Source organism: Actinokineospora bangkokensis (assembly GCF_001940455.1).
Taxonomy (GTDB): Bacteria; Actinomycetota; Actinomycetes; order Mycobacteriales; family Pseudonocardiaceae; genus Actinokineospora; species Actinokineospora bangkokensis.
Genome location: NZ_MKQR01000011.1, coordinates 12,583 through 39,469, shown reverse-complemented (window position 1 = coordinate 39,469; position 26,887 = coordinate 12,583). Strand labels below are relative to the sequence as shown.

Genomic DNA, 26,887 nt, shown 5'->3' with positions numbered 1-26,887 from the left:
GCACTTCCTCAAGCGCGCCACCGCGGAGCTGGAGACCGCGCACGAGCGGCTGCGCGCCGCCGAGGAGCGCGCCGGTGAGCCGATCGCGGTCGTCGGCATGGCCTGCCGCTTCCCCGGCGGCGTCGCCAGCCCCGAGGACCTGTGGGACCTGGTGGCCGCGGGCGGCGACGCCACCGGTGACCTGCCCACCGACCGCGGCTGGGACATCGACGCCCTCTACGACCCCGAGGGGGAGCGCGCGGGCACCTTCTACGCCGCGCGCGGCAGCTTCCTCGACGCCGCCGCCGAGTTCGACCCTGGCTTCTTCGGCATCTCCCCGCGCGAGGCCGTCGCCATGGACCCGCAGCAGCGGCTGCTGCTGGAGACCTCCTGGGAGGCCGTCGAGCGCGCCGGGCTGGACCCGGTGTCGCTGCGCGGCACCGAGACCGGCGTGTTCATCGGCACCAACGGGCAGGACTACACCAGCCTGGTCGTCGAGGCCGGGGACGCCGTGGACGGGCACCTGCTCACCGGCAACGCCGCCAGCGTCATCTCCGGCCGCGTCGCCTACACCCTGGGCCTGGAGGGCCCGACCGTCTCCGTCGACACCGCGTGCTCGGCGTCGCTGGTGTCGCTGCACCTGGCCGTGCAGGCGCTGCGCGCGGGGGAGTGCTCGCTGGCGCTGGCGGGCGGCGCCACCGTCATGGCCACGCCCGCGCTGTTCATCGAGTTCTCCCGCCAGCGCGGCATGTCCACCGACGGCCGCTGCCGGGCCTTCGCCGACGCCGCCGACGGCACCGGCTGGGGCGAGGGCGCGGGCATGCTGCTGCTCGAACGCCTCTCCGACGCCCAGCGCCACGGCCACCAGGTGCTCGCCGTCGTGCGCGGGTCGGCGGTCAACCAGGACGGCGCGTCCAACGGGCTCACCGCCCCCAACGGGCCCGCCCAGCAGCGCGTCGTGCTCAAGGCCCTGGACAACGCCCGCCTGGCCCCCGCCGACGTCGACGCCGTCGAGGCGCACGGCACCGGCACCCGCCTCGGCGACCCGATCGAGGCCCAGGCCCTGCTGGCCACCTACGGCCAGGACCGGCAGACCCCGCTGCTGCTGGGGTCGATCAAGTCCAACATCGGCCACACCCAGGCCGCCGCTGGCGTCGCCGGTGTGATCAAGATGGTGATGGCCCTGCGCCACGGCGTGCTGCCCGAGACGCTGCACGTCGACGCCCCGACGACGCAGGTGGACTGGTCGGCGGGCGCGGTGGAGCTGCTGACCGCTTCCCGCCCCTGGCCCGCGGTCGACCGCCCCCGCCGCGCGGGCGTGTCCGCCTTCGGCGTGAGCGGGACCAACGCGCACGTCGTGCTGGAGCAGGCCCCGCAGACCCCCGAGGTCGCCACGGCAGGCACCCCCTCGGCGCCCGCTGGCCTCGCGGTGTGGCCGTTGTCGGCGCGGTCGGAGAAGGCCCTGCGCGGGCAGGCCGCGGCGTTGGCCGAGCGCCTGGGCGCCGGGTTCTCGCCTGCCGACGTCGCCGTGTCGCTGGCGGGGCGCGCCGCGTTCGAGGAGCGGGCGGTCGTCGTCGGGTCGGCCGACGAGCTGGTGTCCGGGCTCGGGTCGCTGAGTGTGCGGGGAACCGCCACGTCCGGCCGGACGGCGTTCGTGTTCACCGGTCAGGGGTCGCAGCGCGCCGGTATGGGGCGTGAGCTGGCTGCCGCGTTCCCGGCTTTCCGTGCCGCGTGGGACGAGGTCGTGGGCTTGTTCCCGGCTGAGGTTCGCGATGCGATCGTTGAGGGTTCGCGGATTGATGAGACGCAGTTCGCCCAGCCTGCGATCTTCGCTTTCGAGGTCGCGATGGTGCGGCTGTTCGCGTCGTGGGGTGTGCGGCCGGATGTGGTGATCGGGCATTCGGTGGGGGAGATCGCCGCGGCGTGGGCTGCTGGGGTGTTCTCGTTGGAGGATGCTGCGGCGCTGGTGGTCAAGCGCGGCGCGCTGATGGGGGCGGTGAGTGCGCGCGGCGCGATGGCGGCCATCGGACTGCCGGAGTCGGCGGTCGAACTGCCGGAGGGCGTCGAGCTGGGCGCGGTCAACAGCTCGGATTCCGTTGTGGTGTCTGGTGACGCCGATGCGGTCGCGGCGATGGTGGACGAGCACAAGGCGCGCGGGGTGAAGGCATCGCTGCTGAAGGTGAGCCACGCCTTCCACTCCGCGCACATGGACGAGGTGCTGGCCGAGTTCGAGACCTTTGTGGACGGTGTGGAGCGCGGGCGGGCCCAGGTCGGGTTCATCGGCGTCGCAGGGGAGCAGGACCCGGGCGACACCGCCTACTGGGTCCGCAACGTCCGCCGCGCGGTCCGCTTCGCCGACGGCGCGGCCCGCCTGGACGCCGCGCACGTGCTGGAGGTCGGACCCGTCGCCGCGCTGACCCCGGTCGTCGAGGGCTGCGTCCCCGCCCAGCGCAAGGACACCGACGAGGTCCGCGCCGCCCTCCGGGCCGCGGGCGAGCTGTGGACGCGCGGGCGCACCGTGGACTGGGCCGCCCTCACCGGCCCCGGCACCCGCGTCGACCTGCCCACGTACGCCTTCCAGCGCAGCCGCTACTGGGTCAAGCAGACCCCCAAGGACATCACCGACAGCTGGCGCTACCGGGTCGACTGGACCCCCGTCGGCCTCTCCGCGGGTGACCCGGCGGGCGACTGGGCGGTCGTCGGTGACGACCCGATCGGCCTCGGCACCGTCGCGGTCGAGGACGCCACCGGCGTGCTCGCGGTCGACCCGACCCTGGACGAGCTGCTGGCCCTCGTGCAGCGGCTCGTCGCCGCGGGCAGCACCGCCCGGCTCTGGCTGGCCACCACCACCCCGGCCGCCGACGTGCACGGCTTCGGCCGCGCCGTCGCCCTGGAGCAGCCCGGCCTCTGGGGCGGCGGCATCGAGCTGCGCCCCGGCTACCGCGTCGCCGACCTGCGCGCCGCGCTCGCCCAGACCGCGGAGGACCAGCTCACCCTCGGCCCGGACGGCGCCAAGGCCCGCCGGGTCGTGCGCGCCGCCCCGCCCCGGTCCACGTGGAAGCCGCGCGGCACCGTCCTGATCACCGGCGGGCTCGGCGCCGCGGGCGCGGCCACCGCCCGGTGGTGCGCGGAGAACGGCGCGGACCACCTGCTGCTGCTCGGCAGGCGCGGCCTCGACACCCCCGGCGCCCCCGAGCTGCGCGACGAGCTGACCGCCCTGGGCACCCGCGTCACCGTCGCCGCCTGCGACGCCGCCGACCGCGCCGCCCTCACCGCCCTGTTCGACGAGCACGACGTGCGCGCGGTCATCCACACCGCGGGCGTGCTCGACGACGGGGTCGTCACCGCGCTCACGCCCGAGCGCGTCGCCGCCGTCCTGGCGCCCAAGGTCGACGCGGCCAGGCTGCTGGACGAGCTGGCGGGCGAGCTGGACGCGTTCATCCTGTTCACCTCGCTGTCCGGGGTCACCGGCAGCGCCGCGCAGGCGCACTACGCCGCCGCCAACGCCGCCCTCGACGCGCTCGCCGACGACCGCCGCGCCCGCGGCCTGCCCGCCACGGCGATCGCCTGGGGCGCCTGGGCCGGGGGCGGCATGGCCGCCGAGGGCCCCGCCGCGGGCCGGGTGGACCGGGGCGGGTTGACCCCGATGCCGCCCGCGCTGGCCGTCCGCGCGCTGGGCAAGGCCGTGGGCGACGGGCGGGTCATCCTCGCCGACCTCGACCTCGACCGGTTCGTGCCCGCGTTCACCGCGTCGCGCCCGAGCGCGCTGTTCTCCGAGCTGCACACCCCCGCCGCCGCGGACCCCGGCACCCCCGACGAGGTCGGGGACCTGGGCGAGCTGGTCCGCGCCTGCACCGCGGGCGTGCTGGCCTACCCCTCGGCCGCCGACGTCGCCCCCGGCAAGGCCTTCCGCGACCTGGGCATCGACTCGCTCACCGCGCTGGAGCTGCGCAACGCCCTGGCCCGCGCCACGGGGCTGGCGCTGCCCGCGACCCTCGTCTTCGACTTCCCCACCCCCGCCGCCCTGGCCGACCACCTCACCGGGCTCCTCGGCGGCACCGCGAAGACCGAGCGGACCAGGGCCGTCGCCGTGGCCGACGACCCCATCGCCATCGTATCGATGGCCTGCCGCTTCCCCGGCGGCGTCGCGTCCCCGGAGGACTTCTGGGCGCTGCTCACCGAGGGCCGCGACGCCCTGGGCGGCTTCCCCGCCGACCGCGGCTGGGACCTCGACGCCCTGTTCGACACCGACCCCGACCGCCCAGGCACCTCGCACACCGCCGAGGGCGGCTTCCTGGCGGACGTGGCCGGGTTCGACGCCGACCTGTTCGGCGTGTCCCCGCGCGAGGCGCTGGCGATGGACCCGCAGCAGCGGCTGCTGCTGCACACCGCCTGGGAGGCGTTCGAGCGCGCCGGGCTCGACCCGACCGCCGTGCGGGGGTCCGCGACCGGGGTGTTCGTCGGCACCAACGGGCAGGACTACGCGACCGCCCTGGGCGCCGACCTGTCCGAGCACGGCGGCTACCTCGCCACCGGCAACGCCGCCAGCGTCGTCTCCGGCAGGCTGTCCTACTCCTTCGGCCTGGAGGGCCCGGCGCTGACGGTCGACACCGCCTGCTCGGCGTCGCTGGTCGCGCTGCACCTGGCCGCCCAGTCGCTGCGCTCGGGGGAGTGCGACCTGGCGCTGGCGGGTGGGGTCACCGTCATGTCCACGCCCGCGGTGTTCATCGAGTTCTCCCGCCAGCGCGGCCTGGCGGGCGACGGCCGGTGCAAGGCGTTCTCCGCCGACGCCGACGGCACCGGCTGGGGTGAGGGCGTCGGCCTGCTGCTCGTGGAGCGGCTGTCCGACGCCGAGCGCAACGGCCACCCCGTGCTGGCCGTGCTGCGCGGGTCGGCGGTGAACCAGGACGGCGCGTCCAACGGCCTCACCGCCCCGAACGGGCCCGCCCAGCAGCGCGTCATCCGCTCCGCCCTCGCCTCCGGCGGGCTCGTCGCGTCCGATGTGGACGCCGTCGAGGCGCACGGCACCGGCACCGTCCTCGGTGACCCCATCGAGGCCCAGGCGTTGCTGGCCACCTACGGCCAGGACCGGGAGCGGCCGCTGTGGCTGGGGTCGGTGAAGTCCAACATCGGCCACACCCAGGCCGCCGCGGGCGCCGCCGGGGTCATCAAGTCCGTGCTGGCCCTGCGCCACGGCGTGCTGCCGCGCACCCTGCACGTCTCCGGCCCCAACGAGCACGTCGACTGGACCACCGGGTCGGTCTCCCTGCTCACCGAGCCGCAGCCCCTGCCCGCGGTCGAGCGGCCGTGGCGGATCGGCGTGTCCTCCTTCGGCGTCAGCGGCACCAACGCCCACCTGGTCGTCGAGCAGGTGCCCGCCCCGGCCCCCGCCGCCCCGCGCGAGCGGGCGCGGGTGGTGCCGCTGGTCGTGTCCGGGCACACCGCTGAGGCCGTCCGGGACCAGGCGGCGCGGCTTGCCCACGTCGAGGCCGACCCGGTCGACATCGCGTTCACGCTGCTCACGGCCCGCGCGGCGCTGGCGCACAGCGGGGTGGCCGTGGGCGACCGCACCTTCCTCCCCGTGGCCGCGGCGAGCGGTCGCGTGGCCTTCGCGTTCACCGGTCAGGGGTCGCAGCGCGCGGGCATGGGTCGTGAGCTGGCGGCGGTGTTCCCGGCGTTTGAGGCCGCGTGGGATGAGGTCATGGGCCTGTTCCCCGTCGAGGTGCGGGACGCGATCACCGAAGGCACGCGGATTGATGAGACGCAGTTCGCCCAGCCCGCGATCTTGGCTTTCGAGGTCGCGATGGTGCGGTTGCTCGCCTCCTGGGGCGTGCGCCCGGATGTGGTGATCGGGCATTCGGTGGGGGAGATCGCCGCTGCGTGGGCCGCTGGTGTCTTCTCGCTGGAGGATGCTGCGGCGTTGGTGGTCAAGCGTGGGGCGTTGATGGGGGCGGTGACTGCGCGCGGTGCCATGGCTGCCATCGCGCTGTCCGAGGACGAGGTGCAACTGCCCGCCGGGGTCGAGTTGGGCGCGGTCAACGGCCCGGATTCCGTTGTGGTGTCGGGTGACGCGGACGCGGTCGCGGCGATGGTGGACGAGCACAAGGCGCGCGGGGTGAAGGCGTCGTTGTTGAAGGTGAGCCACGCGTTCCACTCCGCGCACATGGACGAGGTGCTGGCCGAGTTCACCGCGTTCGTGGCGGGCATCGAGCGCGGCCCGGCCCGGGTCGAGTTCGTCGGCGCCGCCGGGGACGACGACCCGACCACCACCGCCTACTGGACGGCGAACCTGCGCGGCACCGTGCGCTTCGGCGCCGGGGCCGCCCGCCTCGCCGCCGGGCACGTGCTGGAGGTCGGGCCGGACGCCGCCCTCACCCCGTGGCTCGACGGCGCCGTCCCCGCCCAGCGCGGCGGCGACGAGGAGACCGCCGCCGTCCGCGCCCTGGCCACCCTGCACGCCCGCGGCGTGGCCGTGGACTGGGCCGAGTTCTTCGCCGGCCTCGACGCCCGCGTCATCGACCTGCCCACCTACCCCTTCCAGCAGCGCCGGTTCTGGCCCGCCGCCCGTGACACCGGCACGCGCGCGCTGCACTACGTCGAGGACTGGGCGCCGATCCCCGTCCCCGCCGCAACCGCAACCGACAGTGGGTGGCTGCTGGTGCACCCCGAGGGCGTCGAACCGCCGCTGCCGGGGATGCCCGCGCTCGCCGTACCCACCGGGACCGACCGCCACGGGCTCGCCGCCCTGCTGGCGGGCGCGGCCCAGCCGCTCGGCGCCCTGTCGGTCCTCGACGACGCCGCCGACGTCCTGGTCCTGTTGCAGGCCATGGGCGACGCCGACGTGCCCGGACGGCTGTGGGCCGTGGCCACCGACGCCGGGACCGCCGGGCTGGCCCGCACCGCCGCCCTGGAGCAGCCCGACCGGTGGGGTGGCGTCGTCCACCACGACGGCTCCGACTGGCACCTCGTCGCCCGCGCCCTCGGCGGTGCGGAGGACGAGGTCGCCGTGCGCGACGGCGTGCTGCTGGGCCGCCGCGTCACCCGCCCCGCCCCCACCGCGGGCGCGTGGCGGCCGACCGGCACCGTCCTGGTCACCGGCGGTACCGGGGCGCTCGGTGCGCACGTCGCCCGCTGGTTGCGCGACAACGGCGCCGACCGCATCGTCCTCGCCGGGCGCCGCGGCCTCGACGCCCCGGGCGCGGCCGCGCTGGCCGAGGAGACCGGCGCCGTCGTGCGCGCGGTCGACGTCACCGACCGCGCCGCGCTCGCCGCGCTGCTCACCGAGTTCCCGCCGAACGCCGTCGTGCACGCGGCCGGGCTGCTCGACGACGGCGTCGTCGACGGCCTGACCCCCGAGCGGATGCGCGCGGTCGACGGCCCCAAGGTCGACGCCGCCCGCCTGCTCGACGAGCTGACCGGCGACCTCGACGCGTTCGTGCTGTTCTCCTCGGCGGCGGCCACCTTCGGCGCCGCCGGGCAGGCCAACTACGCCGCCGCCAACGCCCGCCTCGACGCCCTCGCCCGCGCCCGGCACGCCGCGGGCAAGCCCGCCACCGCGCTGGCCTGGGGCCCCTGGGCCGAGGACGGCATGGCCGCCGACCTGGGCGAGCGCGCCGGGATGCGCAGGCTGCGCACCGGGCCCGCGCTGGCGGCGATGGCCACCGCCGTCGCCTCCGGCCACCCCGTCGTCACCATCGCCGACCTGGACTGGGCCACCTTCGCCCCGGCGCTGTCGGCGCTGCGGCCCAAGCCCGCCCTCGACGGCGTCGCGGAGGCCCGCGAGGCCCTGCGCGCCGCCGCCGAGCGGGCCCGCCCCGCCGACCTGGGCGGCAAGGAGCTGCTGGCGCTGGTCCGCGAGACCGCCGCCGCCGTGCTCGGCCACACCGGGGTGTCGGCGGTCCCCGCCGACAAGGCGTTCCGCGACCTCGGGGCCGACTCGCTGACCGCGGTGGAGATCCGCAACCTGCTCGGCGCGGCCACCGGCCTGCCGCTGCCCGCCGGGCTGGTCTTCGACCACCCGACCCCCGCCCGCCTGGCCGCCGAGCTGGCCCGCCTGCTCGGCCACGGCGAGGTCGAGCAGGCCTCGGGCCCGGCCAGGGCCACCGACGAGCCGATCGCCATCGTCGCCATGGCCTGCCGCTTCCCCGGCGGCGCCGACACCCCCGAACGCCTCTGGGACCTGCTGCGCGCGGGCGGCGACGCGGTCGGCCCGTTCCCGGCCGACCGCGGCTGGGACACCACCCTGCTGCACGGCGAGGGCGGCCTGTCGCACACCCGCGAGGGCGGGTTCCTGCACGACGTCCCCGACTTCGACGCCGACCTGTTCGGCATCTCCCCGCGCGAGGCGCTGGCGATGGACCCCCAGCAGCGGTTGCTGCTGGAGACCACGTGGGAGGCCTTCGAGCGGGCCGGGCTCGACCCCCGCTCGCTGCGCGGCTCGGCCACCGGGGTGTTCGTCGGCACCAACGGTCAGGACTACGCCTCGCTGCTGATGGACGCCGCCCACGACGTCGGCGGGCACATCGCCACCGGCAACGCCGCCAGCGTCGTCTCCGGGCGTCTGTCGTACGTGTTCGGGCTGGAGGGCCCGGCGGTCACCGTCGACACCGCGTGCTCGTCGTCGCTGGTCGCGCTGCACTGGGCCGTGCAGGCCCTGCGCTCGGGCGAGTGCGACCTGGCGGTGGCGGGCGGGGTGACCGTCATGTCCACCCCGGGCGCGTTCATCGAGTTCTCCCGGCAGGGCGGGCTCGCGGGCGACGGCCGGTGCAAGGCGTTCTCCGCCGAGGCCGACGGCACCGGCTGGGGCGAGGGCGCGGGCGTGCTGCTCGTCGAGCGGCTGTCCGACGCGCGGCGCCACGGCCACGAGGTGCTGGCCGTCGTGCGCGGGTCGGCGGTCAACCAGGACGGCGCGTCCAACGGGCTCACCGCCCCCAACGGGCCCGCCCAGCAGCGGGTGATCCGCGCCGCGCTGGCCGCCGCCGGGCTCGCCCCGTCCGATGTGGACGCCGTCGAGGCGCACGGCACCGGCACCGTCCTGGGCGACCCGATCGAGGCGGAGGCGCTGCTCGCCGCCTACGGGCAGGACCGGGAGCGGCCGCTGTGGCTGGGGTCGGTGAAGTCCAACATCGGCCACACCCAGGCCGCCGCGGGCGTCGCCGGGGTCATGAAGGTGGTGCTGGCCCTGCGCAACGGGCTGCTGCCCAAGACCCTGCACGCCGCCGAGGCGTCCCCGCACGTGGACTGGTCGCGCGGGCCGGTGCGGCTGCTGTCCGAGCCCGTCGAGTGGGACGGCGGCGACCGGCCCCGGCGCGCGGGCGTGTCCTCGTTCGGGTTCAGCGGCACCAACGCCCACGTCATCGTCGAGCAGGCCCCGCCCGCGCCGGAACCGCAGGAGGGCGCGGGGCTCGACGTCCCGGTGCCGTGGGTCGTCTCGGGCGCGTCCGCCGACGCCCTGCGCGCGCAGGTCGAGCGGCTGCGCGCGGTCGAGGCCGACCCCGCCGCCGTGGGCGCCGCGCTCGCGCTGCACCGCGCCGACCTCGACCACCGCGCCGTCGCCGTCGGGACCAGCGCCGAGGACCTGCGCGCCGCGCTGGACCGGGCCGCCGGGGTCGTCGCGGGCGCGGGTTCGACGGCGTTCCTGTTCTCCGGCCAGGGCGCCCAGCGCGCCGGGATGGGCCTGGACCTGGCCGCGGCGTTCCCCGCCTTCGCCCAGGCGTGGGAGGAGGTGCTCGCGCACTACCCCGACACCGTCCGCGAGGTCCTGACCAGCGGCGACGCCCGGGTCGACCGCACCGAGTACACCCAGCCCGGCCTGTTCGCCGTGGAGGTCGCGCTGGCCAGGCTGTTCGAGTCCTGGGACGTGCTGCCCGACGCCGTGGCCGGGCACTCGGTGGGCGAGATCGCCGCCGCGCACGTCGCGGGCGTGCTGTCGCTGGCCGACGCGTGCCGCATGGTCGTGGCCCGCGGCGCGCTCATGGGGGCGCTGCCCGAGGGCGGGGCGATGGTCGCCCTCGCGCTCGCGGAGGACGAGCTGGACCTGCCGCCGGGGGTCGACCTCGCCGCGGTCAACGGGCCCCGGTCGGTCGTGGTCTCCGGGCCCGCCGAGCCGGTGCTCGCCTTCGCCGAGCGGCACGCCGCCCAGGGCGTGCGGACCAAGCGCCTGACTGTCAGCCACGCCTTCCACTCGTCGCTGATGGACCCCGTGCTCGACGCCTTCGCCGAGGTCGTGCGCGGCCTCACCTTCGCCGAGCCCACCATCGCCGCCGTCAGCGCGGTGACCGGGGGACCCGCCGAGCAGGTGTGGACCGACCCCGAGCACTGGGTGCGGCAGGTGCGCGAGCCGGTCCGCTTCGGCGCGGCCGTGCGCGCCCTCGACGCCACCGCGCTCCTGGAGATCGGCCCCGACAGCGTGCTGCTCGCGATGGCCGAGGCCGCCGGGTCGAGCGCCGCGCTCGTCGCGGCCCAGCGGTCGGGGGTCGACCAGGCGCACGCCGCGGTGTCCGCCCTGGCGGCGCTGCACGCGCACGGCGTGGCGGTCGACTGGTCGGTCTTCTTCGCGGGCGTGCGGCCCGCGCAGCTGCCCACCTACGCCTTCCAGCGCCGCCGCTACTGGCCGCAGCAGGCCACCCCGGCCGTGGACCCGGTGCACTACGCCGACGCGTGGCAGCCGGTCACGCCCGGCGCGGGCGGCACCGACCCCGCCGACATCGCCGTCCTGGGGGAGGGCTGGCCCGTCGCGGACGCGCTGGCCGCCCGCGGCGCGGCCGTGGTGCCGCACCCGGCCGGGACGACCGCCCCCGTCCTGGTCGTGCGCGCCGACGACGCCGCCGACCTGCTGACCGCCCTGCACAACGCCCCGGCGGGCACCCGCGTGTGGGGAGTGACCACGCGCGCCGTCGCCGCCGGGTCCACCGACCCCGCCCCGGTCCCCGCGCACGCCGCGGCCTGGGGCCTGGGCCGGGTCGCCGCGCTGGAGCTGCCCGACCGCTGGGGTGGGCTGGTCGACCTGCCCGAGGACCCCGACTGGGACACCCTGCTCGGCGTCCTGGCTGGCCCGGACGACGAGGTGGCGCTGCGCCGGGGCGCGGTGCTGTCCCGCCGGGTCGTGCGCGCCGAGCCGACCGGCGACTGGCGCCCCGCGGGCACCGTGCTGATCACCGGCGGCACCGGCGCCCTCGGCGCGCGCGTCGCCCGCTGGGCCGCCGCGCACGGCGCCGACCGGCTCGTGCTGCTCAGCCGCGGCGGGCCGGACGCCCCCGGGGCCGCCGAGCTGGTCGCCGAGCTGCCGGTGCCCGCGCACGTGGTCGCCGCCGACGCCGCCGACCGCGACGCGGTGGCCGCGGTGCTCGACCGGTTCCCGGTGGACGCGGTGGTGCACGCCGCGGGCGTGCTCGACGACGGCGTGCTCGACGGGCTGACCGCCGACCGGCTCGCCGCCGTGGCCCGGCCCAAGTCCGGCGCCGCCGCGGTGCTCGACGAGCTGACCCGCGACCGCGAGCTGTCGGCGTTCGTGCTGTTCTCCTCGGCCTCGGCCACCTTCGGCGCGGCGGGCCAGGGCAACTACGCCGCGGCCAACGCCGAGCTCGACGCGCTGGCCCGCGCCCGCCGCCAGGCCGGGCTGCCCGCCACCTCGATCGCCTGGGGCCCGTGGGCCGAGGACGGCATGGCCGCGGGCCTCGACGGCCGCTTCGGCCGCGGCGGGCTGGCCGCGCTCGACCCCGACCGGGCCCTGGCCGCCCTGGCCCGCTGCGCCACCGGGGCGGACCCGGTGGTCACCGTGGCCGACGTGGACTGGCCGCGCTTCGCCGCGGCGTTCACCGCGGTGCGGCGGGGCAGGCTGCTCGACGCCCTGCCCGAGGCGCGCGCGACCCAGGCCGCCGCGCCCGCCCGGGTCCCCGACCTCGCCGCCCGGCTCGCCGGGGCCGCCGACCGCGAGCACGTGGCGCTGGAGGCCGTGCGCGAGGCCGCCGCCGCCGTGCTGGGCCACCCGTCGGTCGACGCCGTGCCCGCGGACAAGTCCTTCCGGGACCTCGGGTTCGACTCGCTGACCGCGGTGGAGTTCCGCAACGTGCTCGGCGCGGCCGGGCTGGCCCTGCCCGCCACGGCGGTGTTCGACCACCCCACCCCGCGCGCGCTCGCCGCCTTCGCGGTGGGGCAGCTCAGCTCCGCGGGCCTGCCCGCGCTGCTGGCCGAGCTGGACCGCATCGAGCGCGACCTCGGCGCCGCCGCCGCCGACGCCCTCGACCGGGCCAGGGTCGCGGTCCGGCTGCGCGGCCTGCTCGACGCGTGGACCGGGGCGGGCGCGACCGACGAGGGGGACGAGGACGAGGCCGTCCTGTCCCTGGACTCCGACGACGAGCTGTTCGCCCTCATCGAGCGCAACCTCGGCCAGGAGTGAGCGGGCGGACGAGGCGGACCCGCGGGCCCCGGCCCTGGCGCGAAGCACTGTGGACGCTCGCGCCAGGGCGTCGGGGCCCGTCCTGACGGGGTGGCGCCAGCCCGTCCGCCGTGGTGCCGGGGGTGGGTGTCGGGGTTCGCGGAACAGGGCCTAGGGGTGCCCTCGGGGCAGGTAGGGGTGGGTACCCCACAGGGGTCGGACAAGGGTGGGCGCCTAGGGGTTGTCGGTGCATGTCGCCGTCCATAGTGTTGGCGGCGGCTGGGATCCAACGATGTGGTCGTGTCGAGCCGTAGTGCGTGATCCGGCTGTTCCGCGGAGGTGTCGCCAGTCTTGTCGAGCGAGAACAAGCTCCGTGACTACTTGAAGTTGGTCACGGCAGACCTGCAGCGTGCGCGCAAGCAGTTGCGCGACCAGCGCGACGCGCTCACCGAGCCGATCGCCGTCGTCGCGGCGGCGTGCCGGTTCCCCGGCGGCGTGCGGTCCGCGGAGGACCTGTGGGACCTGGTCGCCGCGGGGTCGGACGCGCTGCGCCCGTTCCCGGCCGACCGCGGCTGGGACCTCGACGCGCTGCGCACCACCTCGCTCGCCCACGAGGGCGGTTTCCTCGACGCGGCAAGCGCCTTCGACGCCGACCTGTTCGGCATCTCCCCGCGCGAGGCCGTCGCGATGGACCCCCAGCAGCGGCTGATGCTGCAGGTCTGCTGGGAGGCCTTCGAGCGGGCCGGGCTCGACCCGCGCGGTCAGCGCGGCGAGCGCGTGGGCGTGTTCGCGGGCACCAACGGACAGGACTACGCGACGCTGGTGCTCGACTCGCCCGCGGAGTCCTCGGGCTACCTGGCCACCGGCAACGCCGCGAGCGTGCTCTCCGGGCGCATCTCCTACTCGTTCGGCCTCGAAGGCCCCGCGGTCACCGTGGACACCGCGTGCTCGTCGTCGCTGGTCACGCTGCACCTGGCGGTGCGCGCGCTGCGGGCGGGCGAGTGCTCCCTGGCGCTGGCGGGCGGCGTCACGGTCATGGCCACCCCCAACGGCTTCGTCGAGTTCTCCCGCCAGCGCGGGCTGGCGGCCGATGGCCGCTGCAAGGCCTTCGCCGAGGCCGCCGACGGCACCGGCTGGGGCGAGGGCGCGGGCGTCCTCCTGCTGGAGCGGCTGTCCGACGCCCGGCGCAACGGGCACCCCGTGCTGGCGCTCGTGCGGGGTTCGGCGGTCAACCAGGACGGCGCGTCCAACGGCCTCACCGCCCCGAATGGACCGTCCCAGCAGCGCGTCGTGCTCCAGGCGTTGGAGGACGCGCGACTCGGCGTGGCCGATGTGGACATGCTGGAGGCGCACGGCACGGGCACCTCGCTGGGTGACCCGATCGAGGCGCAGGCATTGCTGGCGACCTACGGCCAGGGCCGCACCGAGCCGCTGTACCTGGGGTCGGTGAAGTCGAACATCGGTCACACCCAGGCCGCCGCGGGTGTCGCCGGGTTGATCAAGGCGATCGGCGCGCTGCGCCACGGCGTCCTGCCCAAGACCCTGCACGTGGACGCGCCGTCGTCGCACGTGGACTGGTCCGCGGGCGCGGTCGAGCTGCTGACGGAGTCGCGGCCCTGGCCCGAGGTCGACCGGAGCAGGCGCGCCGCGGTGTCGTCCTTCGGCGTGAGCGGCACGAACGCGCACGTCATCCTCGAACAGGCCCCCGAAGCCGAGCCCGCCACGACCGCGGTGCCCGCCGGAGTCGTGCCGTGGGTGCTGTCGGGGCGCACCGAGGCCGCTCTCGTCGCCCAAGCCCAGCGGTTGCTCCCGCACACCGACCTAGGCGCCGCGGACATCGCGCACACACTCGCAGGCCGCGCGGCGCTCAACCAGCGGGCCGTCCTCGTCGGTGACCACGAACAGCTGACCGCCGCGCTGTCCGCGCTGGCCGAAGGTGGAACGCACCCCGCGCTCGTGCGCGGCGTGGCGGGCGACCCCGGTCGGACCGTGTTCGTCTTCCCCGGCCAGGGTTCGCAGTGGGTCGGCATGGCCCGCGATCTGGCCGAGCAATCTTCGGTGTTCGCCGACCGGCTCGCGGAGTGTGAGACCGCGCTGAGCGCCTTCGCCGACTGGACGCTGTCGGCTGCCCTGGGCGACCCGGAGCTGATGGCGCGGGTCGACGTGGTGCAGCCCGCGTTGTGGGCGGTCATGGTGTCGTTGGCGGAGGTGTGGCGCTCGTGGGGCGTCGAGCCGTCTGCTGTGGTGGGTCACTCGCAGGGTGAGATCGCGGCTGCGGTGGTGGCGGGTGCGCTGTCGTTGGAGGATGGCGCCCGGGTTGTGGCGCTGCGGTCGCAGGTGTTGCGCCGGTTGGCCGGTCGCGGCGGCATGGTGTCGGTGGCGCTGCCGCACGACCAGGTGGTCGAACGGATCGCGGCTTTCGGTGAGCGCGTCTCCGTCGCCGCCGTGAACGGGCACTCGGCCGTGGTCGTGTCGGGTGAGCCCGCGGCACTGGACGAGCTGGTCGCCGCGTGCGAGGCCGACGGCGTGCGGGCCAAGCGCGTGCCGGTCGATTACGCGTCGCACTCGGCGCAGGTCGACGAGTTGCGCGATGAGTTGCTGGCGGTGTTGGAGCCGGTTCGGCCGCAGGTCGGTTCTGTGCCGGTGTACTCGACGCTGACCGGTGCTGTCGAGGATGGCTCGGTGATGGGTGCCGGGTACTGGTTCGACAACCTTCGTTCCACTGTGGAATTCGCGGCCGCTGTCGATCGTCTGGTGGCGGATGGTTTCGGGACTTTCGTGGAATGTTCCCCGCACCCCGTGCTGACGATGGCGCTGCCCGAGGACGTCATTGCTGTCGGATCGCTGAAGCGGGATGACGGCGGCCTGGAGCGGATGCTGCTCTCGCTGAGTGAGGCCGTGGTGCGCGGGGTCAAGCCCGACTGGACCGCGGTGGCGCCCGGCAGGCTGGTCGACCTGCCCACCTACGCCTTCCAGGAGCGCAGCTTCTGGCTGCCCACCGGTAGGCGCGGCGCCGACGTCACCGCCGCGGGTCTGGCCGCCGCCGACCACCCCCTCCTCGGCGCCGCCCTGGCCCTCGCCCACGACGACGGGGCAGTGCTCACCGGCAGGCTCTCCGCGCACGCCCACCCCTGGCTCACCGACCACGTCGTGTCCGGGCGCGTCGTCGTCCCCGGCACCGCCCTGCTCGACCTCGCCCTGCGCGCCGCCCGCCAGGTCGGCTGCGACACCGTGGCGGACCTGGCGTTCGCCGCGCCGCTGGTGCTGCCCGACGGCGGCGTCGACATCCAGGTCTCGGTGGGCGCGCTGACCGGCGGCGACCGCCCCGTCCGCATCCACTCCCGCCCCACCGCCGACGACCCGTGGACCGAGCACGCCGAGGGCACCGTCACCACCGCGGCGGCCACCGCGCCGGACGCGCTGGGGGAGTGGCCGCCCGCCGGTGCCGAGGCCGTCGACGTCAGCGGCGCCTACGACGACTTCGCCGCCGCGGGCATCACCTACGGGCCCGCCTTCCAGGGCCTGCGCGCGGCCTGGCGGCGCGGCGACGAGGTGTTCGCGGAGGTCGCGCTGCCCGACGCGGCGGCGGACGGCTTCGGCGTCCACCCCGCCCTGCTCGACGCCGCCCTGCACGCCACCGCCTTCGGCGCGTTCGTCAGCGACGCGGGCACCAGCTGGCTCCCGTTCTCCTGCGCGGGCGCGCGCCTGTTCGCCGCGGGCGCCACGGCGCTGCGCGTCCGGCTCGCCCCGGCCGGGCAGGACGCGGTCAACATCCTCGCCGCCGACGGCACCGGCGCCCCCGTCGCGGAGGTCGCCGCCCTGGCGATGCGGCCGCTGCCTACCCTGGCCGACCCCGTCGACAACGCCCTGTTCCGCCTGGAGTGGGTCCCCGTCACCGGCACGCGGACCTTCCCGGCCCAGCGGGTCGACGACCCGCGTGACGCCCTCGACGCCCTGCACCGCGTCCTCGCGGACAGCGACCCGGACAGCGGGCCCGTCGCCCTGCTCGTCGGCGCCGACCCGGCCTCGGCCGCCGCGGGCGGGCTCATCCGCTCCGCCCAGGCCGAGAACCCCGGCCGGGTCGTGCTGGTCGAGACCACCGCGGACGACCCCGGCCCGCTGCCCGAGGACGAGCCGCACATCCGCGTCACCGCCGCGGGTCTGCTCGCCCCCCGCCTCGCCCGCGCCGACCAGACCACCAACACCGCCGAGACAGCCCCGGGCGCGGCGTTCGGGCCGGACAGCCGCGTGCTCATCACCGGTGGCACCGGCGTCCTCGGCACGGCGCTCGCCCGCCACCTCGTCGAGCGGCACGGCGTGCGGCACCTGGTGCTGGCCAGCCGCTCCGGCGGCCCGGCCCCCGACCTCGGCCCCGACGCCGACCCGGACATCGACGCGCGCGTGGTGGTCTGCGACGTGGCCGACCGCGCCGCCGTCGCCGCCCTGCTGGCCGAGCACCCCGTCACCGCCGTCGTGCACGCCGCGGGGGTCCTCGACGACGCCACCACCGCCACCCTCGACGGCGACCGCCTCGACGCCGTGCTCGCCCCCAAGCTCACCGCCGCCGAGCACCTGGACGAGCTGGCGGGCGAGCTGACCGCGTTCGTCGCCTTCTCCTCGGCCGCCGGGGTCTTCGGCGGCGCCGGGCAGGGCGCCTACGCCGCGGCCAACGCGGGCCTCGACGCCCTCGTCGCCCGCCGCCGGGCGGCGGGCAAGCCCGGGGTGTCGCTGGCCTGGGGGCTCTGGGAGCAGGCCAGCGGCATGACCGCCCACCTCGACGAGCAGCAGCACGACCGGCTGCGCCGGGGCGGGATGGCGCTGCTGACCACCGCCGACGGCCTGGCTCTGTTCGACCGCGCCCTGGGCTCGCCCGAGGCGCTGCTGCTGCCCATCCGGCTCGACCTCGCGGGCGTGCGCGCCCGCGCCGACCAGGGCGTGCCGCCGCTGCTGCGCGGCCTCGTGCGCGCCCCGCTGCCGCGCGCGGCGGCCGCCGCGCCCGCCGAGGGCTTGGCCGCCACCCTGGCCGCGCTGCCCGCGGCCGAGCGCGAGGCCCACCTGCTCGACCTCGTCCGCGCCCACGTCGGCGCCGTCCTCGGCCACGGCGGCGGCGACGGCGTCGAACCCGGCCGCGCCTTCTCCGAGCTGGGCTTCGACTCGCTGACCGCGGTGGAGCTGCGCAACCGGCTCGCCGCGGCCACCGGCCTGCGGCTGCCCGCGACCCTGGTCTTCGACCACCCCACCTCCGCCGCGGTCGCCCGCCACCTGCTCGCCGGGCTGTCCGGGGCCGAGCGCCCCGCGGCCGCCCGGGCCACCGCGACCGCCCGCGACGGCGAGCCGATCGCGATCGTGTCGATGGCCTGCCGCTTCCCCGGCGGCGTCCGCACCCCCGAGCAGCTCTGGCAGCTGGTGCTCGACGGCCGCGACGCCATCGGCGCGTTCCCCGCCGACCGCGGCTGGGACACCGCGCGGCTGTTCGCGGGCGAGGGCCCCGGCACCAGCGCCACCCGCGAAGGCGGCTTCCTCTACGACGCCGCCGACTTCGACGCGGCGTTCTTCGGCGTGTCCCCGCGCGAGGCCCTGGCCACCGACCCGCAGCAGCGGTTGCTGCTGGAGGTCGCCTGGGAGGCCCTGGAGCGCGCCGGGCTGGAGCCCTCCGGGCTGCGCGGCAGCCGCACCGGCGTCTTCGCCGGGCTCATGGGCCAGGACTACACCGCCCGCCTGCTCGGCAGCCCCGACACCCTCGCCGAGGTGGAGGGCCACCTGGGGGCGAGCGCGGGCAGCGTGGCCTCCGGCCGGGTCAACTACGTCTTCGGCTTCGAGGGCCCCGCCGTCACCGTCGACACCGCCTGCTCCTCCTCACTGGTGGCCCTGCACCTGGCGGCGCGGGCGCTGCGCGGCGGCGAGTGCGACCTGGCCCTGGCGGGCGGCGCGACCGTGCTGTCCACCCCGGGGCTGTTCATCGACTTCACCCGGCAGGGCGGCTTGGCCCCCGACGGCCGGGCCAAGGCCTTCTCCGCGGCCGCCGACGGCACCGGCTTCGGTGAGGGCGCGGGCGTGCTGCTGCTTGAACGCCTCTCCGACGCGCGCGCCAACGGCCACCCCGTGCTGGCGGTGCTGCGCGGCTCGGCGGTGAACTCCGACGGCGCGTCCAACGGCATGACCGCCCCCAACGGGCCCTCGCAGCAGCGGGTCATCCGCGCCGCCCTCGCCGACGCCCGCCTGGAGCCCACCGACGTCGACGTCATCGAGGCGCACGGCACCGGCACCGCCCTCGGTGACCCCATCGAGGCCCAGGCCCTGCTGGCCACCTACGGCCAGGACCGCGCCGAACCCGCCTGGCTCGGGTCGGTCAAGTCGAACATCGGCCACACCCAGGCCGCCGCGGGCGTCGCCGGGGTGATCAAGTCGGTGTTCGCGCTGCGCCACGGCGTGCTCCCGCCGACGCTGCACGCCGCCGAGCCGACCCCGCACGTCGACTGGGACAGCGGGCGGGTCCGCCTGCTCACCGAGGCCCGCGAGTGGGCGGCCGACCGGCCGCGGCGCGCGGCGGTGTCCTCGTTCGGCATCAGCGGCACCAACGCCCACGTCGTCCTGGAGCAGGCTGAGCAGCTCCCGACAGATCAGCTCCCGACAGAGCAGCCCCACGGCGAGCCCACCGCGCTCGCTGGGCCGGTGGCGCTGCCGCTGAGCGCGTCCAGCCCGGCCGCGCTGCGCGCCCAGGCCGCCCAGCTCGCCGCGCACCTGCGCGCGGTCCCCACCGCCGACCTGGCCGACGTCGCCTGGACCCTGGCCACCACCCGCGCCCGCCTCGACCACCGGGCGGTCCCCGTCGTCGCGGACCGGGACGAGGCCCTGACCGCGCTGGACGAGGTCGCGCTGGGGGAGGTCGCGCAGTCCGCCGCAACCGCGACCGGCACCGGCGGCGCGGTGTTCCTGTTCACCGGGCAGGGCAGCCAGCGCGCGGGCGCGGGCCGCGACCTGCACGCGACCCTGCCCGTCTTCGCCGCCGCCTACGACGAGGTTTGCGCCCGGTTCGACCTGCCCCTGCGCGAGGTCGCCCTGGGCGATGACCCCGAGGGGCTGCTGGACGGCACCGGTTACGCGCAGCCCGCCCTGTTCGCCCTGGAGGTCGCGCTCGCCCGCCAGCTCCAGCACTGGGGCGTGCGACCCGCCGCCCTGCTCGGCCACTCCATCGGGGAACTGGCCGCCGCCCACGTCGCCGGGGTGTTCGACCTCGACGACGCCTGCCGCCTGGTCGCCGCCCGCGCCCGGCTCATGGCCGCGCTGCCAGTGGGCGGCGCGATGCTCGCCGTCGAGGCCACCGAGGAGCGGGTGCGGGCCGCGCTCGTGCCGGGGGCGGACGTCGCCGCGGTCAACGGCCCCACCGCCGTGGTCGTCTCCGGCGACGAGGACGCCGTGCTGGCGGTCGGCGCCGCGCTCGACGGCTGCCGCACCAAGCGGCTCGCGGTCAGCCACGCCTTCCACTCCGCGCACATGGACCCGGTGCTCGACGAGTTCCGCGCGGTGGCGCAGACCGTGTCCTACCACCCGCCGCGCGTGCCGCTGGTGTCGAACCTGACCGGCGGCTTCGCGGACGAGTCCATCGCCACCGCCGACTACTGGGTGCGCCACGTGCGCGAGGCCGTCCGGTTCGGCGACGGCGCCGCCGCCCTCGCCGGGCGCGGCCTCACCCGGTTCGTCGAGCTGGGCCCGGACGGCGTGCTGCTCGGCGCGGTCCCCGACCCCGTCGTGGCCGCCGCGACCCTGCGCCGCGACCGCGACGAGGCCACGACCCTGCTCACCGCCGTGGCCGACCTGAGCGCGCACGGCGTCGACGTCGACTGGGCGGCGGTGCTCGGGTCGGGCAAGCTCACCGCGCTGCCGACCTACCCGTTCCAGCGCGAGCGCTTCTGGCCCAGCGAGCCCACCGCCGCCACCGCCGTCAAGTCCCCTGTGGACGGTCTGCTCTACCAGGCGGGTTGGACCCCGGTCACCACGACCACCCCGGTCGACCTCGCGGACTGGTCGGTCGTCCTGCCCGCGGACCCCGAGCCGTGGCAGCGCACCGTCCACACCGAACTCACCGCGCGCGGCGCGGGCTCCGGGGAGGGTGTCCTCGCCCCGGTGGCCGACGCCGCCCAGCTGCTCGACGTGCTGCACCGGACGCCCGAGGGCGTGCGGGTCTGGGCGTTGACCAGGCAGGCCGTGCCCGCGGGCGGCACCACCCCCGACGCCACCGCCGCGTCCGCCTGGGGCCTGGGCCGGGTCGCCGCGCTGGAGGCCCCCGACCGGTGGGCCGGGCTGCTCGACCTGCCCGCCGAGCCGGACTGGGACGCCGTCACCGCCGCGCTCGCGGCCGGGGAGGCCGAGGTCGCCGTCCGACCCGGGGGCGTGTTCGCCCGCAGGCTGCGCCGCGTGGCCGCGCCCGCCGAGGCGTGGACCCCGCGCGGCACCGTCCTCGTCACCGGCGCCACCGGCGCCCTGGGCCGCGAGGTCGCCCGCTGGGCCGCCCGCGCCGGGGCCGACCGGCTCGTCCTGGCGGGCAGGCGCGGTGAGCGGGCACCCGGCATGGCCGAGCTGGCCGCCGAGCTGGCGCCGCTGGCCGAGGTCGCCGTGCGCGCCGTCGACGTCTCCGACCGCGCCGCGCTCGCCGCGCTGCTCGCGGAGTTCCCGCCGGACGCGGTCGTGCACGCCGCCGGGGTCGTCGACGACGGCGTCCTCGACGGCCTCACCGCCGCCGGGCTGGCCGCGGCCGCGGCCGCCAAGGGCGACGCCGTCCGGCTCCTGGACGAGCTGACCGGCGACCTGGACGCGTTCGTCGTCTTCTCCTCCTCCGCCGCCACCTTCGGCGCCGCGGGCCAGGGCGCCTACGCCGCGGCCAACGCCGAGCTGGACGCGCTCGCCGAGGCCCGCAGCGCCGCGGGCAAGCCCGCCACCTCGATCGCCTGGGGCCCGTGGGCCGGGGCCGGGATGGCCGCGGGTGACAAGGCCGCCGCCCGCCTGGCCCGCGGCGGCCTCGCCCCGCTGCACCCGGCGGCGGGCACCGCCGCGCTGGCCGCCGCCGTGGCCACCGGGCTGCCGGTGGTCACCGCCGCCGACGTCGACTGGTCCGCCTTCGCCCTCGGCGCGACCAAGCTCCTCGACCACCTGCCCGAGGCCCGCCGCGCCGCGCCCGCCCCGGCCACCGCCGAGCTGGGCAGCCCCGCCGACGTGCTCGCCCTCGTCCGCGCCACCGCCGCCGCCGTGCTGGGCCACCGCGACGCCGCCGCCGTGCCCTCGGGCAAGCCGTTCCGCGACCTCGGCGTCGACTCGCTGACCGCCGTCGAGCTGCGCAACCTGCTCGGCGCAGCCACCGGGCTCACCCTGCCCGCGGGCGTCGTCTTCGACTTCCCGACCGCGGCCGACCTCGCCCGCGAGGTCTTCGACCGGCTCACCGGTGCCGGGCGCGCCGTCACCGCCGAGCGCGTGCGGCCGGTCGACGAGCCGGTGGCGATCGTCGGCATGGCCTGCCGGTTCCCCGGTGGCGTCGCGGGTCCCGAGGACCTGTGGGAGCTGCTGGTGCGGGGCCGCGACGCCGTCGGCCCGTTCCCCGACGACCGCAACTGGGACCTCGCCGCGCTGTCCGGCGACGGCGGTTCCGACACCGGCCTGGGCGCGTTCCTGCGCGACGCGTCCGGCTTCGACGCCGACTTCTTCGGCATCTCCCCGCGCGAGGCGCTGGCGATGGACCCCCAGCAGCGGTTGCTGCTGGAGACCACCTGGGAGGCCTTCGAGCGCTCCGGGATCGCCCCGGACGGGCTCCGGGGCAGCGCGACCGGGGTGTTCATGGGCACGAACGGCCAGGACTACGCGAACCTGTTCGTCGGCTCGACCGAGGACGTCGCCGGGCACCTGGTCACCGGCAACGCCGCCAGCGTCGTCTCCGGCAGGCTGTCCTACGCCTTCGGGCTGGAGGGCCCCTCGGTCACCGTCGACACCGCGTGCTCGGCGTCGCTGGTGTCGCTGCACCTGGCCGCCCAGGCGCTGCGGTCGGGGGAGTGCGACCTGGCCGTGGCAGGCGGCGCGACGGTGATGTCCACCCCCGCCGCGTTCATCGAGTTCTCCCGCCAGCGCGGCCTGGCCGGTGACGGCCGGTGCAAGGCGTTCTCCGCCGACGCCGACGGCACCGGCTGGGGCGAGGGCGTCGGCGTGCTGGTCGTCGAGCGGTTGTCCGACGCCCGCCGCCACGGGCACACGGTGCTCGCCGTCGTCCGCGGGTCCGCGGTGAACCAGGACGGCGCCTCCAACGGGCTCACCGCCCCGAACGGGCCCGCCCAGCAGCGGGTCATCCGCGCCGCGCTCGCCGCCGCCGACCTGGACCCGTCCGATGTGGACGTGGTGGAGGCGCACGGCACCGGCACCGCGCTCGGGGACCCGATCGAGGCCGAGGCGCTGCTGGCGACCTACGGCGCCGACCGGGCGCACCCGCTGCTGCTGGGCTCGGTCAAGTCCAACATCGGCCACACCCAGGCCGCCGCGGGCGTCGCCGGGATCATCAAGTCCGTGCTGGCCCTGCGCGCCGGGACCGTCCCCGCGACGCTGCACGCTGACACCCCGACCCCGCACGTCGACTGGACCACCGGGGCCGTCGAGCTGGCCACCACCGCCCGCCCCTGGCCCGAGACCGGTCGCGCCCGCCGCGCCGCGGTGTCCTCCTTCGGCGTCAGCGGCACCAACGCCCACGTCGTCATCGAACAGGGCGACGTCATCGAGCAGGGCGACCCCGACCCGGTCGTCGAGCACAGTTCGGGCCAGGTCCCGTTCGTGCTCTCGGCGCGCTCCGCCGAGGCACTGCGGGCGCGGGCCGCGCAGCTCACCGACCTCTCGGTGCCCGTCGCGCGGTCCCTGGCGACCACGCGGGCCCTGCACGAGCACCGCGCCGTCGCGGTCTCCGCGGCGGGCGTCCAGGCGTTGGCGGCGGGGGAGCAGCACCCCGACCTGGTGCGCGGCACGGCGGGAGAGCCGGGCCGGGTGGTCTTCGTCTTCCCCGGCCAGGGTTCGCAGTGGGCGGGCATGGCCCGGCAGTTGGCCGCCGAGTCACCTGTCTTCGCCGCCAGGTTCGCCGAATGCGCCGCCGCCGTCGACCGGTACGCGGACTGGGCGCTCGACGACGTGCTCGACGACCCCGCGCTGCTCGACCGCGACGACGTGGTGCAGCCCGCGCTCTGGGCCGTGATGGTGTCGCTGGCCGCGGTGTGGCGGTCGTGGGGGATCGAGCCCGAGGCCGTCGTGGGCCACTCCCAGGGCGAGATCGCCGCCGCGGTCGTCGCGGGCGCGCTGTCGCTGGAGGACGGCGCTCGCATCGTGGTGCGGCGGTCGCAGGTGCTGCGCAGGCTCGCCGGGCGCGGCGGGATGCTCTCGGTCGCGCTGCCCGAGGACGAGGTGCGCGAGCGGATCGCCCACCTCGACGGGATCTCCGTCGCGGCGGTGAACGGGCCCGGCGCGGCCGTGGTCTCCGGTGAGCTGCCCGCCCTGGAGGAGCTGGCCGCCGCGTGCGCCGCCGAGGGCGTGCGGACCCGACGCGTCCCGATCGACTACGCCTCGCACTCCGCGGTGGTCGACGAGCTGCGCGACGAGCTGATGGCCGTGCTCGACGTCGAGCCGCGCGCGGGCGGGGTGCCGCTGCACTCCACCTCGTCCGGCCGGGTCGAGGACGGCTCCGGCCTCGACGCCGACTTCTGGTACGGCAACCTGCGCAACGCCGTGCAGTTCCACGCCACCGTCGAGCGCCTCGCCGCCGACGGGTTCACCACCTTCGTCGAGTGCTCCCCGCACCCCGTGCTCACGATGGGCCTGCCGCAGTCCGCGACCGCCGTGGGCTCGCTGCGCCGCGACGACGGCGGGCTGCGCCGGGTGCAGCTGTCCCTCGGGGAGCTGGTCGTCGCGGGCGTCACCCCCGACTGGACGGCGGTGCTCGGTGACGGGCAGCGCGCCGACCTGCCCACCTACCCCTTCCAGCACAGCCGCTTCTGGCCCGCCCGGGTCGCCCCGACCGGCTCCCTCGCCCACGCCGGGCTCGCCGCCGCGGGCCACCCGCTGCTCGCCGCGGCCACCGCGCTGCCCGACGACCAGGGCTTCCTGCTCACCGGGCGGCTCAGCACCGACACCCACCCCTGGCTGGCCGACCACGTCGTCGCCGGTCAGGTCGTCTTCCCCGGCACCGGCGTCCTCGAACTGGCCCTGCACGCCGCCGACCACGCGGGCCTGCCCGGGGTGGACGAGCTGGCGCTGCACGCCCCGCTGGTCGTCCCCGACGGCGGCGTGGACGTCCAGGTCGCCGTGGGCCCGGCGGTCGACGGCCGCGCCACCCTGACCGTGCACACCCGGCTCGGGGAGACCTGGACCCGCAACGCCACCGGCGTCGTGGCCGAGGTCGCCGCCCCCGCGGTGGAGGCCGAGTGGCCGCCCGCCGGTGCCGAGCAGGTCGACATCGGGTCCACCTACGCCGACCTGACCGAGGTCGGGCTGGTCTACGGGCCGCTGTTCCGCGGGCTGCGCGCCGCCTGGCGGGCGGGCGAGGCGGTCTACGCCGAGGTCGTGCTGCCCGAGGACGCCGCGGCCGGGTACGGCGCGCACCCCGCGCTCATCGACGCCGCGCTGCACGCCACCGGCTTCGGCGCGTTCGTCGCCGACCCGGCGAAGGCGTGGCTGCCCTTCGCCTGGCAGGGCGTCGCGCTGGGTGCGGCGGGCGCCGGGCACGTCCTGGTGCGCCTGGCCCCCGCCGGGGAGAACACGCTGTCGGTGACCGCCGTCGACCCGGCGGGCGCGCTGGTCCTGCACGCGGAGTCGCTGGCCCTGCGCCCGCTGGCCGCCCTCGCCCCGGCGAGCACCGCGGCCCTGCACGGCGTGGAACTCGTCGAGACCACCCTCGACGGGCAGGCCGCGGCCATGGAGTGCACCGTGCTCAGCGTGGCGCCCGGCGACACCGAGCCCGCCGCCCGCGCCGCCCTCGACCGCGCGTTCACCGCCGTGCAGGCCGCCTGTGCCGACGACCGGGTGGTGGTCCTGCACGCCACCGCCGACGACCTCGTGGCGGGCGCGCTGCGCGGCCTGGTCCGGGCGGCCAACACCGAGCACCCCGGCCGCGCCACGCTGCTCATCAGCGACACCGCGGGCTCCGCGTCGGCGGCCGCCGCCTCCGACGAGCCCGAGGTCATCGTCCGCGGCGGCACCGCCTTCGCGCCTCGCCTGACCCGCGCGACCGGCCCCGGCACCAGCCCCTTCACCGCCGAGAGCCGGGTGCTGATCACCGGTGGTACCGGCACCTTGGGCCTGCTGGTGGCCCGTCACCTGGTGGCGGAGCACGGTGTGCGACATCTGGTGTTGGCGAGCCGTTCGGGTGGTTCGGTGCCGGAGATCGACGCGGATGTTCGGGTCGTGGCGTGTGATGTGTCCGATCGGGACGCTGTGGCCGCGTTGTTGGCCGAGCACCCGGTGACCGCGATCGTGCATGCTGCGGGTGTCCTCGACGACGGCGTGGTCACCGCGCTGACCCCCGACCGGGTCGACACCGTCTGGGGCCCCAAGGCCGCGGGCGCGATCCACCTCGACGAACTGGCGGGCGAGCTGGAGGCGTTCATCGTCTTCTCCTCCGCCTCCGGCGTCTTCGGCAACGCGGGCCAGGCCAACTACGCCGCCGCCAACACCGCCGCCGACGCCGTCGTCGCCCGCCGCCTGGCCGCGGGCAAGCCCGGCCTGTCGCTGGCCTGGGGGCTGTGGGCCGAGGCCAGCGGGCTCACCGGCCACCTCGACGACGGCCACCTGCGCCGCGCGGGCCGCGGCGGCGGGCGCGCCCTGGCCACGGACGAGGCGCTGGCCCTGTTCGACGCCGCCCTGGGCGCCGACGCCGCGCTGCTCGCGCCCGTGGACCTCGACCTCGCCGCCGCCAAGGCAGCAGCCGCCGCCGCGGGCACCGCGCCGCCGCTGCTGCGCGGGCTGGTCCGCGTCCGCGCCCAGGCCGCGCAGGCCCCGGCCGCCGGACCCGACCCGGCCGGGCTCGACGCCGCCGGGCTGCTGGAACTGGTGTGCGGGCACGTCGCCGCCGTCCTCGGGCACGCCTCGGCGCGCGCGGTCGACCCCGAGCGCGGCTTCGTCGACCTGGGCTTCGACTCGCTGACCGCGGTGGAGCTGCGCAACCGGCTCGGCGCGGCCACCGGCCTGCGGCTGCCCACCACCCTGGTGTTCGACCACGCCTCGCCCACCGCGCTCGCCGGGTACCTCGGTGACCGGCTCGGCGGGGCCGCCGCGGGCGCGGGCAAGCGGGCGCTGGCGGACCTGGCCGCGCTCGGCCCGGTGCTCGCGGGCATCGCCGCCGATGACGCCGACCGCGCCCGCGTCGCGGCCAAGCTGCGCGCGCTGCTCGCCGACCTCGGTGACAGCGCCCCCGCCCCGGCCGCCGCCGCGGCGCCCCGCGCGGGGGAGGACCTGAGCGAGGCGTCGGCCGAGGAGCTGTTCGACTTGCTGGACAACGAGATCGGGATCGCATGAACCGCG

Annotated in this window: 1 protein-coding gene and 1 pseudogene; both read left to right on the top strand. The window is 77.1% G+C overall.

The annotated features are described in order from the left end of the window. Positions 1-70 precede the first annotated feature (70 nt). A pseudogene (locus BJP25_RS35445) lies at positions 71-12,376 on the top strand (type I polyketide synthase); the annotation flags it as partial. A 330-nt stretch (positions 12,377-12,706) separates the two neighbouring features. Then, entirely contained in the window at positions 12,707-26,881 is a 14,175-nt protein-coding gene (locus BJP25_RS35440) for a type I polyketide synthase (RefSeq protein ID WP_143219010.1), read from the top strand. The last annotated feature ends 6 nt before the right edge of the window (positions 26,882-26,887 follow it).